The 12,592-nt window shown below is 73.1% G+C and carries 14 protein-coding genes; 7 read left to right on the top strand and 7 right to left on the bottom strand.

Annotated features, from left to right (window positions below; translation table 11 throughout):
• Position 1: 1 nt before the first annotated feature.
• The 4 genes from LPW41_RS13530 to LPW41_RS13515 form a co-directional block, all read right to left on the bottom strand.
• Positions 2-1,030, bottom strand: coding sequence for a sulfate/molybdate ABC transporter ATP-binding protein (locus tag LPW41_RS13530; protein WP_230705108.1), 1,029 nt, complete (start codon positions 1,028-1,030; stop codon positions 2-4).
• Positions 1,027-1,806: a molybdate ABC transporter permease subunit gene (modB, locus tag LPW41_RS13525; protein WP_144832801.1), complete on the bottom strand. Its 780-nt coding sequence runs from the start codon at positions 1,804-1,806 to the stop codon at positions 1,027-1,029. The genes LPW41_RS13530 and modB overlap by 4 nt, the downstream gene beginning before the upstream one ends.
• Positions 1,803-2,576, bottom strand: a complete 774-nt coding sequence (gene modA, locus LPW41_RS13520; RefSeq protein WP_230705107.1) for a molybdate ABC transporter substrate-binding protein — start codon at positions 2,574-2,576, stop codon at positions 1,803-1,805. The genes modB and modA overlap by 4 nt, the downstream gene beginning before the upstream one ends.
• A 245-nt stretch (positions 2,577-2,821) precedes the next feature.
• Entirely contained in the window at positions 2,822-3,217 is a 396-nt protein-coding gene (locus LPW41_RS13515) for a molybdopterin-binding protein (RefSeq protein ID WP_144832799.1), read from the bottom strand.
• A 109-nt stretch (positions 3,218-3,326) separates the two neighbouring features.
• Here LPW41_RS13515 and moaA point away from each other — a divergent pair, with 109 nt between their 5' ends.
• The 6 genes from moaA to LPW41_RS13485 all read left to right on the top strand — a co-directional run bounded on the left by moaA (position 3,327) and on the right by LPW41_RS13485 (position 8,355).
• Positions 3,327-4,547 carry a GTP 3',8-cyclase MoaA gene (moaA, locus tag LPW41_RS13510; protein ID WP_230705106.1) on the top strand — a complete coding sequence of 407 codons (1,221 nt, stop codon included), beginning with the start codon at positions 3,327-3,329 and terminating at the stop codon, positions 4,545-4,547.
• Entirely contained in the window at positions 4,544-5,326 is a 783-nt protein-coding gene (locus LPW41_RS13505) for a HesA/MoeB/ThiF family protein (protein ID WP_230705105.1), read from the top strand. The genes moaA and LPW41_RS13505 overlap by 4 nt, the downstream gene beginning before the upstream one ends.
• Positions 5,327-5,340: 14 nt before the next feature.
• Positions 5,341-6,564 (top strand): gephyrin-like molybdotransferase Glp, encoded by a 1,224-nt coding sequence (gene glp, locus LPW41_RS13500; RefSeq protein ID WP_230705104.1) that lies wholly within the window; start codon positions 5,341-5,343, stop codon positions 6,562-6,564.
• Complete coding sequence (moaC, locus tag LPW41_RS13495; RefSeq protein ID WP_144785831.1) at positions 6,561-7,040, top strand: cyclic pyranopterin monophosphate synthase MoaC; 480 nt, start codon at positions 6,561-6,563, stop codon at positions 7,038-7,040. The genes glp and moaC overlap by 4 nt, the downstream gene beginning before the upstream one ends.
• Positions 7,037-7,273: a MoaD/ThiS family protein gene (locus tag LPW41_RS13490; protein ID WP_230705103.1), complete on the top strand. Its 237-nt coding sequence runs from the start codon at positions 7,037-7,039 to the stop codon at positions 7,271-7,273. The genes moaC and LPW41_RS13490 overlap by 4 nt, the downstream gene beginning before the upstream one ends.
• An 83-nt stretch (positions 7,274-7,356) precedes the next feature.
• The gene (locus tag LPW41_RS13485) at positions 7,357-8,355 is read left to right on the top strand and encodes an endonuclease/exonuclease/phosphatase family protein (RefSeq protein WP_230705102.1); all 999 of its coding nucleotides are present in this window, start codon (positions 7,357-7,359) and stop codon (positions 8,353-8,355) included.
• Between the two features lie 16 nt (positions 8,356-8,371).
• Here the strand turns inward: LPW41_RS13485 and LPW41_RS13480 are convergent, their stop codons facing one another.
• From LPW41_RS13480 to LPW41_RS13470, 3 genes are read right to left on the bottom strand one after another with little or no spacing between them, the layout of a single operon-like run.
• Positions 8,372-8,800, bottom strand: coding sequence for a molybdenum cofactor biosynthesis protein MoaE (locus LPW41_RS13480; protein ID WP_144832792.1), 429 nt, complete (start codon positions 8,798-8,800; stop codon positions 8,372-8,374).
• Complete coding sequence (locus LPW41_RS13475) at positions 8,797-9,279, bottom strand: molybdenum cofactor biosynthesis protein B (RefSeq protein WP_230705101.1); 483 nt, start codon at positions 9,277-9,279, stop codon at positions 8,797-8,799. The genes LPW41_RS13480 and LPW41_RS13475 overlap by 4 nt, the downstream gene beginning before the upstream one ends.
• A 57-nt stretch (positions 9,280-9,336) precedes the next feature.
• Positions 9,337-10,950, bottom strand: a complete 1,614-nt coding sequence (locus tag LPW41_RS13470) for an SDR family oxidoreductase (RefSeq protein WP_230705100.1) — start codon at positions 10,948-10,950, stop codon at positions 9,337-9,339.
• Positions 10,951-11,091: 141 nt separating this feature from the next.
• Between LPW41_RS13470 and LPW41_RS13465 the strand changes: the two genes are divergently transcribed.
• Positions 11,092-12,561, top strand: a complete 1,470-nt coding sequence (locus tag LPW41_RS13465) for an MFS transporter (RefSeq protein WP_154097368.1) — start codon at positions 11,092-11,094, stop codon at positions 12,559-12,561.
• Positions 12,562-12,592: the final 31 nt, after the last annotated feature.

Below are 12,592 nucleotides of genomic sequence, written 5' to 3'. Positions count from 1 at the left end.
GTCAGGATGCCGGCGCGAATCGCACCCGCGCGGGATCGATGCTCCAGCGCACCACGTCGCCCGGGCGCAGGCCCGCCGCCTCGGCCGGTGAGACCTCGGCCACGACCTCATCGGTGATCACGCGGACGCCGGACGGCGTCGGCTCGAGGGCGACGACCGTGGCAGCCCGCACCTCGCCGAGGCGCACGTCGCTCGCGCGGAAGAGCGCGGCCAGGGCTGTCCCGTCGACGGGCGCGGCGTCCGCCGACTCGAGTCGCAGGTCGCCCCGCTGCCAGGCGCCGCCCCGCGCCTCGCCGATGAGCCGCTCGAGACCGGCGATCTTCGCCGCCACCTCCGTCGCCGGTGCCGACAGCACCTCGCGCACCGACCCCTGCTGCGTGATGCGGCCCCGCTCGACGATCACGAGACGATCCGCCAGGGCCGCCGCGTCGACCGCATCGTGCGTGACGGCCACCGTCGTCACCCCGGCGAGGCGCTCGCGCAGCATCGCGCGGATCTCCGATGCCGTGACGGCATCGAGGGCGACCAGGGGCTCGTCGAGCAGCACGACCCGGGGCTCGGCGGCGAGCGCGCGGGCCACCGCGACGCGCTGCTGCTCTCCGCCCGACAGCTCGGCGGGGCGGCGATCCCCGTCGCCGGGGAGCCCCACGCGCGCGATCCACTCGTCGGCGGCGGCACGGGCGACGGATGCCGCGACCCCGGCCGAGCGCGGACCGAAGGCGACGTTCTCGCGCGCGGTCAGGTGGGGGAACAGCCGGGCGTCCTGACCGAGCAGCACGATCCCGCGCTGCATCGGAGCCGTCCGCAGGCGCGGCGCACGGTCGAGGACGCGCCCGTCGACCGAGATCTCCCCGTCGTCGAGCGGGGTGAGACCCGCGAGCGCGCCGAGCAGCGTCGACTTGCCTGCTCCGCTGCGCCCCATCACGGCGACGGTCTCGCCGGGGGCGACGTCGAGGGCGATGTCGACGGCGAAGTCGCGTCGGCGCACGACGACGCGAGCGCTGAGCGCGGCGGCATCCGGGATCGTCATCGCCCCACCCCCGGGCGCCATCCGCGCACGAGCAGCAGCACGGCGACCGCCGTGACGAGCAGCAGCAGCGAGAGGGCCACCGCGGTACCCTGCGACACCCCCGCGCCGTTGAACGCGGTGTAGATCGCCAGCGGCATCGTCTGCGTGACGCCCGGGCGGTTGCCGGCGAACAGGGCCGTCGCACCGAACTCGCCGATCGCGCGGGCGAAGCACAGCACGACCCCCGCCACGATTCCGGGCGCCGCCAACGGCAGGGTGATGCGCCGCAGGATCGTGGCGCGCGACGCCCCGAGAGAGGCGGCGGTGCGCTCGAACCCCACCCCGGTGCTGCGCAGGGCGCCCTCGACGGCGAGCACCAGGAAGGGCAGGGCGACGAACACCTGCGCGAGCACGACGGCGGGCGTCGTGAACGGCAATCCCAGCGCGCCGAGGGGGCCGGTACGCCCGAACAGGTACAGCAGCGCCACGCCGCCGACCATGGGCGGCAGCACGAGCGGCACGGTCACGAGGGCCCGCAGCACCGCCGCCGTGCGCGCGGGACTGCGCGCGATGAGCAGAGCCAGAGGGATGCCGACAACCGCGCACACCGCGGTCGCCACCACCCCCGTTCCGAGCGACAGGCCGAGGGCAGACAGCGCGGCGGGCGAGGTGACGTCGCTCCACAGCGTCGCCCACTGCACGCGTGCGACGAGGGCGGTCAGCGGAACGAGCAGGAACAGCAGTCCGATCCCGGCGGGCACGACCAGCCAGCGAGGAACGAAGCCGCCGCCGGTCACGGAGCCCGGAATCCCGCGTCGGAGAGGATCTTCTGCCCGTCGTCCGACAGCACGAAGGCGGTGAAGGCCGCGGCCGCCTCGGGGTTCGGTGCGTCGGTGAGAGTGGCGATCGGGTAGGTGTTGACCACCGTGTCGGCGCCGTCGGGCACGATCGCCTCGACGTCGCCGTTGCCCTTCGCGTCGGTCGCGTACACGAGTCCCGCGTCGGCCTCGCCGGCGGCGACCTTGGTCAGCACGGCGGTGACGTTCTGCTCGCTGCTCGCCGGAGTGACCGCGACCCCGGCGTTCGACAGCAGCGTCTGCGAGGCGGCACCGCACGGCACCTCGGCGGCGCACAGCACCGTCGTGACCCGCGCGAGGTCGGCGAGCGTCGCGACCTTTCCGGGGTTGCCCGTCGGCACGGCGATCACGAGCGTGTTGCCCGCGAACGGCTGCGGGTCGGGAGCCAGGTCGGCGACCTTGGCCATGTTCTTCTCGTCGGCCGAGGCGAACACGTCGGCGGGGGCACCCTCGCCGATCTGCGTCGCGAGCGTGCTCGACCCGTCGTAGACCGCGCTCACCGTGATTCCGGGGTGGGCGGCCTCGAACGCCGTCGCGATCTCGTCGAACGAACGCTGCAGCGAGGCGGCCGCGTACACCTCGACCGTTCCGGCGAGGGAATCGGCGGATGCGGAGGGGGCCGGGTCTGCGCCCGGGCTCGCGGACGCGCAGCCCGAGGCGAGAACGGCGACCGCGCCGAGGATGGTCAGAAGGCGGAGGGAGCGACGCATGTGGTCCTTTCGGCGACCCGGCGGCTCGCTTGTCTACGATTATTCCGCATTCGCGGAGTTCGACGGCCATTCCCTCCCGATTATGCCGCGAAACTGCATCCCGCTGACAACTGCGCGTCAGCCTGACGTTGACTTGTCAGCCAGATGCAGTCTCGCGTGCGGCAAGCGGCCGAGCGGGCGCGGCAAGCGGCCGAGCGGGCGCGGCGAGCGGCCGAGCGGGTCAAGAGCGGGCCGAGCTGCGCGCGTCAGCTACGCGGCTTCTCGACCGTGACGACCGTCGCCTTCACCGACGCGACGGCCAGCGACCCCGGCTCGAGCGCCAGCTCGCGCGCCGCCTCGGCCGACATCAGCGACACCACCCGGTGCGGCCCGCACTGCAGGTCGACCTGCGCCATCACGCCGTCGACCTGCACGCGCGTGACGAGCCCGACGAAGCGATTGCGCGCGCTCGAGGCAACCTTGGTGGGGTCATCGGGCTCGGCGGCGAGCGCCACGGCCCGCTCCGCGAGAGCGGCCCCGGGGATCTCCACCGGCGTCGCGCCCGTGGTCGGCAGCAGCCCCAGGTCGATCCAGCGGCGCACGGTGTCGTCGCTGACGCCCAGCAGGCCCGCCGCCTGCGCGATGCGGAAGGTGTTCGTCATGCGACGACCGTACCGCCCGCGGTGGCCGGGACGCCCGGCGAGAGCGGCCCGCCGTGGCGGCATCCCGGCTCACCGCCCGACCCCACCGGGACTGACCTAGGCTCGACCCATGGATGCCGAGCACGCGACCCCGACGCGACGGCCGGTGGCCGTGGCCCTCGGCGCGACCGTGACGTCATCGGGGGCCACCGCGCTCCCCTCGACCGGCGCCGCCTCTCCGGCATCGGGCGCGACCGCCCTCCCGGCGACCGGCGCCCCCTCTCCGGCATCCGGCGCGACCGCCCTCGCCGCGACCGGAGCCCCGCAGGACGGCGGCCTGCTCGACCGCTTCGGCCGCGTCGCGACCGACCTGCGCGTTTCGGTCATCGACAAGTGCAACCTGCGCTGCACCTACTGCATGCCGGCCGACGGGATGCCGTGGCTCCCCCAGACGCAGCTGATGTCGACCGACGAGATCCGCCGCATCGTGCGCGTCGCGGTGCAGTCCCTCGGCGCGGAGGAACTGCGGATCACGGGCGGCGAGCCCCTGGTGCGCAAAGACCTCGAGTTCATCATCGCCGGCATCCGCGAAGACAACCCCGAACTGCCGATCTCGATGACCACGAACGCCGTGGGCCTCGATCGCCGCGCCCAGGCGTTGAAGGACGCGGGCCTCACCCGCCTCAACGTCTCGCTCGACACCCTGCACCCCGAGACCTTCGCCGAGCTCACGCGCCGCCCGCACCTCGACAAGGTGCTCGCGGGGCTGCAGGCCGCGCGCGCCGCCGGCCTCGGCCCCATCAAGATCAACGCGGTGCTCTTGCGCGGCGTCAACGACACCGAGATCGTCTCGCTCGTCGACTGGGCCGTGACGAACGGCTTCGAGATGCGCTTCATCGAAGATATGCCCCTCGACGGAGACCGCTCGTGGATGGCGACGAACGTCATCGCCGCGCGCGACATCCGCGCCGAGATCGAGACGGCGTTCTCGCTCACCCCCGATCCGCGCGGACGCGGGGCCGCCCCCGCCGAGCGCTGGGAGGTGCGCCGCCCCGGAGAGACCGCCGTCGCCGGACACATCGGCATCATCTCCTCCGTCACCGAACCCTTCTGCGCCGCCTGCACGCGCACCCGCGTCACCGCCGACGGAAAGGTGCGCTCGTGCCTCTTCTCGCACGAAGAGACCGACCTCCTCTCGACCCTTCGTGCGGGCGCCGACGACGCCGGCATCGCGCAGGTCTGGCGGGAGGCCATGTGGGCCAAGCCCCGCGCCCACGGCTCCGACCGCGTGGGACTCGCGCGCCCCGACTTCGTGCAGCCCGAGCGCACGATGAGCGCGATCGGCGGATGAAGCCGCTGGTCGAGCCGGTGGCCTCGCTCGCCCCGGAAGAACTCATCCGCACCGCTCGTCACGCCGTGCTCGCCGCGATCGGCGAGGAGGGCCAGCGCCGCCTCGCGGCAGCGCGCATCGCCGTCGTCGGAGCCGGCGGTCTCGGCTCCCCCGTGCTGCTCGCACTGGCCGCGGCCGGAGTCGGCGAGCTCGTCATCATCGACGACGACACCGTCGAGCGCACCAACCTGCAGCGCCAGCTCGCGCACCGCATCACCGACATCGGCACCGCCAAGACGGCCTCCGCCGCGCGCGCCGTGCGTGACCTGTCGCCCCTCACCGTCGTCCATGAACGAACGGTACGACTGACCTCCGACAATGCCTCCGAGCTCTTCGCGGGCGCGCATCTCGTCATCGACGGAAGCGACACCTTCGACACGCGCGAGGCCGTCGCCGCCGCGACCGAGGGCCTCGGCATCCCCCTCGTCTGGGGCGCCGTGCAGGAGTGGGCCGCGCAGGTGACCGTGTTCTGGTCGGCCCCGCCCGAGGGGCACGCGCCCGTCGTGCTCGGCAACCTCTTCCCAACGGGCTCGGCGGGCGAACCACCCACGTGCGCCCAGGTCGGCGTGCTCGGGTCGCTTTGTGTGCAGGTCGGCGGCATGCTGGCCACCGAGGCGATCAAGCTCGTCACCGGCGCGGGCGACCCCCTGCTCGGCCGGCTCGTCGTGATCGATGCCCTGCGCGTCCGCCACGACGTGATCCCGCTCTCCCCCGCCGCCCGCCCCGCCGTTTCGTCCTGACCCCGGAGGCCCCGATGACCCCGCTGCTCACCGTCGAGGAGCACCGCGTCCGCGTGCTCGACGCCGTCTCGGTCCTGCCCGTCGAGACCGTGCGCCTCGCCGATGCGGCCGGCCGCACGCTCGCCGCCCCCGTGCGCGCCGCTCACGACCTGCCCGGCTTCGACAACTCCTCCATGGATGGTTTCGCGGTCCGCTTCGCCGACGTCGAGGGGGCGGATGCCGAGAACCCGGTGACCCTGCGCGTCATCGCCGATCTGCCCGCCGGGTCGTCCGACGACCCGTCGTTCGGCGCGGGCGAGGCGGTGCGCATCATGACGGGCGCGCCGGTCCCCGCCGACGCCGACGCGATCGTTCCGTTCGAAGACACCGCGGGAGGCCTCGCCGACTCCCTGGGCACCGTCGAGGTGCGGCGCGCGCCCGCGGCATCCGGAGCCTTCATCCGCCGCCGCGGCGGCGACACCCGCGCGGGCGATGTCGTCCTGTCGGCCGGCGAACGCCTGGGGCCGTTCGCTCTGGCCGCGGCCGCCGCGGCGGGGGTGGCCGAGCTCGACGTGCACCGTCGCCCGCGGGTCGCCGTCGTGTCGACCGGCAGCGAACTGGTCGTCCCCGGGGTCGTCCCAGGGCGCGGTCAGACCCCCGACTCCAACTCGACGCTCCTGACCGGCCTGGTCGCCGACGCCGACGCCGACGTGACGGTCATCTCGTCGCTGCGAGACGACGCGAACGCGATCCACGCCCTGCTCGAGCACGCGGCCGACGTCGACGTCATCGTCTTCAGCGGGGGCGTGAGCGCGGGAGCCTACGAGCCCGTGCGCCAGGCCCTCGAGGGGCGCATCGCCTTCGAGAAGGTCGCGATGCAGCCCGGCAAGCCGCAGGCCTTCGGCGCGCTCGACGACGGTCGGCTCGTCTTCGGCCTGCCCGGCAACCCGGTGAGCGTCGCGGTGTCGTTCGAGGTGTTCGTGCGCCCCGCCCTTCTGGCCCTGCAGGGCCGCACCGTGATCGATCGGCGGATCGCCCGGCTCACGGCATCCGAGTCCTGGACCACCCCGCCCGGCCGCCGCCAGTACCTCCCCGCGGTGATCGACCTCGTCGCCGGCACCGTGCGCCCCGCCACGGCGGGCGGATCGGGCTCGCACCTCGCCGCCTCTCTCGCGCGCGCCGAGGCGTTCGCGATCGTCCCCGCCGAGGTGTCCACCGTGTCGGTGGGCGACCCGCTCGATGTCATGCTGATTCCATGACCTTCACCCACCTGGACGCCGCGGGCCACGCCCGCATGGTCGACGTCACCCTCAAGCAGCCCACCGTCCGCACCGCCACGGCGCGTGGCTTCGTGCGCTGCGCCCCCGAGGTGGTCGCCGCCCTCCGCGACGGCACGGCCCCCAAGGGCGATGTGCTCGCGGTGGCCCGCATCGCCGGCATCCAGGCCGCGAAGTCCACTCCCGCCCTCCTCCCCCTCGCGCACGTGATCGGGGTGCACCGCGCCTCGGTCGACCTCGCGATCACCGACGAGGGCGTCGAGATCGAAGCCACCGTCGGCACCGCCGACCGCACCGGCGTCGAGATGGAGGCCCTCACGAGCGTCTCGGTCGCCGCCCTCGCGATCGTCGACATGGTGAAGGGCATGGACAAGGGCACGGTCATCGAGAACGTGCGCATCGTGTCGAAGACCGGCGGCAAGTCGGGCGACTGGATGCGTCCCGGAGAAGACGCATGAACGTCCGCGTGCGCTACTTCGCCGCTGCGGCGGAGGCGGCGGGAACGGATGCCGAGGACCGCGCCGAACCGTCTCTGACGGCCCTGCGCGAGGCCGTCGTCGCCGACCACCCGGCTCTGGGCGAGATCCTGGATCGTTGCGCCGTGCTCGTCGACGGCACCCGTCACGACGACGACGTCCCGCTCGCGGGGGTCACGCACGTCGACGTGCTTCCGCCCTTCGCCGGCGGCTGAGCCCGGGCTCGCGCACTCCCTCACCCGCCCGCCGCCACCCTTCCTCGCAGGGAAGCGGCATCGCACCCTGTTTTACTGGCCGCATGTCGACCGCCCGCCGCACGGCCTTCTTCGTCACGCTCGTCCTCGGCTCGGCCCTCGCCGTGCTCGCGGTCTGGCCGCAGCTGGTCGGCGCGCAACGGCTGCAGGTGTTCGCGCAGCTGATCCCGTTCCGTGGACCTGTCGCGCTGGCCTTCGCCGTGCTCGCAGCCGTCGCCGCGCTCGTCGCCGTGCTCCGACGTCGGTGGGCCGTGTCCGCGGCGCTCGCGATCGTTCTCGCGGCAGCAGCCGTCGGCAACGGCGCGGTGGTGCTGAGTCGCGGCTTCGGCGGCTTGATCGCCGACGGCGAGGTCGTCGTGGCCGCGTGGAACACCTACGGGGGCGGTGCCTCACCCGACAGCATCGCGCGGCTGGTGCGCGAGACGGGCGCCGACGTAGTCGTCCTCCCCGAGACCGATGCCGTGGCGGCGGCGACCGTCGTCGACCTCCTGGCCGGCGACGGCATCGGCATGACCGCAACCACCCGAGAAGCCGACCCGGGCGACGACCCCATTCCGACCTCGCTCCTGCTCTCCACGTCGATGGGGCCGTACGCCCTCGACGCGTCGGCGGGCTCGACGCCGGGAGTGCCGAGCGGCGTGTACCGCCCCGTCGGCGGTGACGGGCCGACGATCGTCGCCGCGCATCCGCTGCCGCCGTTGCCGCTGATCATGACGGAGTGGACGGAGGGGATGGACTGGGTCGCGGCGCAGTGCACGGGCCCCGATGTCATCCTCGCGGGCGACCTCAACTCGACCCTCGACCACCTCGCGGGCCTCGGCGAGGGTGAGGCGACGGTCGGCGGATGCCGGGATGCCGCCGCCGACGCGGGAGCGGCCGCGCTCGGCACGTGGCCCGTGCGCCTGCCGACGGGTCTCGCCGCGCCGATCGACCACGTGCTGGTCGGGTCGGCGTGGGAGGTGCGCTCCTTCGAGGTCCGCACCGATTTCGACGACGCCGGGAGCGACCACCGCCCGATCGTGGCGACGCTGTCGCGCCGGTGAGCGGCGCGGAGCGAACCTAGCCGCCCAGGCCCTTCCACTCCGTCGTCCCGTCGGCCTCGACCTGTCGTTTCCACACGGGCAGGTCGGTCTTGATCGTCTCGATCACGGTGCGGCACACCTCGAACGCCTCGGCGCGATGACCGGATGCCACGGCGATGACGACGGCGGCCTCCCCCACGCCCAACCGGCCCACGCGGTGGCTGACCGCGACGATCGCGTCGGTGCCGGCGGTCGCGCTCTCGGCGATGCGCTGCAGCGCCTGCTCGGCGTCGGGGTGCGCGCTGTACTCGAGCGCGACGACCTGACCCGTGGCGTCGGGGTCGATGTCGCGCACGCGCCCGACGAAGGTCGTGACGGCGCCCGACGAGGAGTCCTCGACGGCGTCGAGGTGCGCGTCGAGATCGAGAGGCGTCTCGGACAGGCGGGCGATGCGGACGGCGCTCATGCGTGGTCTCCTCCGGAGAGCTGGTCGAGCACGTGAGGGGCGAGCTCGGCGATGACGGCGATCCCGGATGCCACGGCGCGGGTCGACCCGGGCAGGTTGACGATCAGGGCGCCGGGGTCGGCGATCCCCGCGAGGCCCCGCGAGATGACGGCCATCGGGGTGTCCGCGAGGCCCCGCCGACGCAACTCCTCGGCGATGCCGGGGATCTCGCGGTCGAGGACGCGTGCCGTGCCCTCGGGCGTGCGGTCGGTGGGGGCGATGCCCGTGCCGCCGGTCGTGACGATGAGCCCCGGTCCCGCCGCGACGAGTGCGCGCAGCGCCGTCTCGACGCTGTCGGCGCCATCGGGCACGACGACCGCGTCGTCGCAAGCGAACCCCGCCTCGCGCAGCAGTGACACCGCGAGGGGTCCTCCGCGGTCTTCGCGCAGCCCTGCGGCCGAGCGGTCGGAGACGGTGAGGACGCAAGCGTGATGTGGCACGCGGCTCAGCCTACGGGCGCGACACGAGAGCGGGGCAGGCCTGCGGCCAGGCGAAGCTCACGACGAGGGGGCCGCGGTCGTCTCGACCTCGGCGATCTCCGGCGCGATGCGCCCCGCCTTCGCCTTCGGCTCGAGGTCTTCGCGCTGTACGTGCTCGGCGGCGGCGGTGATGCGCCGGGCCATGCCGCTGAAGATCAGCCCGTGGAACGGCAGCACCGACAGCCAGTAGAGCCGCCCGGCGAGCCCGGTCGGGAAGAACAGGGCGCGCTGGTCGAACCGCGCCCCCTCGCCCTCGGGGGTGGCCCGCAGCTCGAGCCAGGCCCCGCCCGGCACCTTCATCTCGGCGCGCAGACGGAGCAGGTGACCGGGCTCGATCGCTTCGACGCGCCAGAAGTCGAGGGCATCGCCCACGGTGACCACCGAGCGGCTGCGCCGGCCGCGGGCGAGGCCCACGCCACCGACGAGGCGGTCCATCCAGCCGCGGATCGCCCACAGCAGCGGCGAGGAGTACCAGCCGTTCTCGCCGCCGATCCCCTCGATCACCGACCACAGCTGCGCCGAGCTCGCCGTCGTCGTCATGGTGCGGATGTCGGTGTACACCAGGCGCCCCGACCACTCCGGGTCGCTGGGCAGCGGGTCGCTCGGGGCACCCGACACCTCGGAATCCTGCCAGCTGGTCTCGATCGCGTCGTCGTTCACGCGTCCCAGCGCGCGGCGCACGGCCTCGCGGTACGGCATGAGCCCGCCTTCGGGGCGCGGCACGAGATCGTCGATCGCGCGGTCCTTGACCACGCAGTCGTTCTGCAGCGACTCGACGAGAGGGCGCGCGATCGCCTTGGGGATCGGGGTGACGAGGTTGACCCAGTGCGAGGCGAGGCGCGGGGTGAGCACCGGCAGCGACGCGATCGCGCGCTGCGGCAGCCCCGCCTCCATGGCGTAACCGTTCATCATCTGGCCGTAGCGCAGCACGTCGGGGCCGCCGATGTCGGCCGCGCGGTTGACGTTGGGGGCGACGCGGGCAGCGCCGAGCAGGTAGTGCAGCACGTCGCGCACGGCGATCGGCTGGATGTGGTTGCGCACCCACTTGGGCGCGGGCATGTAGGGCAGCACGTCGGTGAGGTGGCGCACCATCTCGAACGAGGCCGAGCCCGAGCCGATCACGACGCCCGCCTGCAGCACGAGGGTGGGCACACCGCTGCGCAGCAGGATCTGCCCCACCTCGACGCGCGAGCGCAGGTGGGCCGAGAGCGTGGCGTCATCGGGGTGGAGCCCCCCGAGATACACGATGCGCGAGACCGATGCCGCCGAGGCCGCGTCGGCGACGGTCTGGGCCGCGACCCGGTCGGTGGCCTCGAAGTCGCGGGCGCTGCCCATGGAGTGGATGAGGTAGTAGAGCACGTCGACGCCGTCGACCGCGGCGCGCACGGCGTCGACGTCGGTCGCGTCGCCCGTGGCGGTCTCGACGTCGTCTCCCCACGGGAAGGCGCCGACACGTCGCGGATCGCGCGCGAGCACCCTGACCCGGTAGCCCGCCGAGAGCAGCCGCGGCACGAGCCGCCCGCCCAGATAGCCCGTGGCCCCGAGGACCAGGGCGAGGGGTGCAGACCCGTCGGATCGCGGCTGCGCGACCAGGGCTGGTTCGCGGCCGGTGGGGGCGGAGAGCTCGCTCATGCCGGTCACGGTACGCCGCCCCTCCGACATCGCCGGGGGCTTGACCTCCGGCGGAGAAGTCTGCGGATCCGTGGACTAGCAAATCGCCGGGCGCAACGCCTGGACTGGAAACGCGAGCGCGATGGGGGTAACGGTAGAAGGATGAACGAGAAATCCCCCTCGGCATCCGGAGCCCCCCGGCTCGAGGTCGACGATGTCATCGTCGTCGACACCAAGCGCGTCCGCACCGCCATCGGCGGCACCGTCGTCGGCAACTTCATGGAGTGGTTCGACTTCGGCATCTACGGCTACCTCGCCGTGACGCTGACCGCGGTCTTCGCCTCCGACGTCCCCGCCCCGTGGGGCCTGCTGGTCACCCTCCTCGGTTTCGCGATCTCGTTCCTGGTCCGCCCGTTCGGCGGGTTCGTGCTCGGCCCCCTCGGCGATCGCATCGGCCGGCAGAAGGTGCTGTTCCTGACGATGGCCATGATGGCCTCGGCGACCGCGCTGATCGGCCTCCTGCCCACCTCCGCCCAGATCGGGCTCTGGGCGATCATCCCGCTCTACCTGCTGAAGATGATCCAGGGCTTCTCCACCGGCGGCGAATACGCCGGGGCCACGACCTACGTGTCGGAGTTCTCCCCCGACAAGCGCCGCGGCTTCTGGTCGTCATGGCTCGACGTGGGCTCGTACGTCGGCTTCGCCGCCGGCGCCTCGGCCGTCGCGATCACCACCGCGATCACCACGTCGATCTCGGGCGAGAACGCGATGATCGACTACGGCTGGCGCATCCCGTTCCTGCTCGCCATCCCGCTCGGCATCGTGGCGATCTACTTCCGCCTGCGCATCCCCGAGACGCCCGCCTTCGAGCAGGGCGGATCGACCGAGATCGACGCGAGCGACCCGATGGCCCGGCAGGGCCTCGTCGGCATCGTCCGCCACCACTGGAAGGCGCTGCTGATCGGCATCGCTCTCGTGGCCGCGACCAACACCGCCGGCTACGCCCTCACGAGCTACATGCCGACCTACCTCGAGAAGGAGGTCGGCGTCTCGAACATCACGGCGGCGGTGGCGACGGTTCCCGTGCTGCTGGTGATGTCGGCCGCGCTCCCCCTCATCGGGCGGTTGAGCGACCGCATCGGCCGCAAGCCCGTGTATGCGATCGCCGCGGGCTCGGCCCTGGTGCTGCTGGTGCCGGCGTTCCTCATCATGCAGATCGGCGAGCTGTGGGCCGTCATGATCGCGCTGTGCCTCGCGGCCGTGCCGGTGGCGTTCTACGTCGCGATCTCGGCATCCGCTCTTCCGGCGCTCTTCCCCACGGCCTCGCGCTTCGGAGCGATGGCCGTGGCTTACAACATCGCCGTCTCGCTCTTCGGCGGCACGACCCCGTTGTTCAGTCAGGCGCTGATCGACCTCACCGGCAACACCCTGATGCCGGCGTTCTACATCATGTTCTTCGCCGCGCTCGGACTCGTCGCGCTCCTGGCGATGAGCGAGACCGCCAAGCGTCCGCTCCTCGGGTCGCTGCCCACGGTCGAAACGCCGGCCGAGGCCGAGGCCCTCGTCGAGGGGCAGGACGAAGACCCCTTCCTCGACACCTCGACCATGCCGCTGGCGATCCGCCGCTCGTAGCGGTGACGTGGAAGGGGGCGGATGCCGAACA

It is taken from the genome of Microbacterium sp. JC 701, assembly GCF_021026215.1.
GTDB lineage: Bacteria > Actinomycetota > Actinomycetes > Actinomycetales > Microbacteriaceae > Microbacterium > Microbacterium algihabitans.
This window is presented reverse-complemented; position numbering and strand designations above follow the sequence as displayed.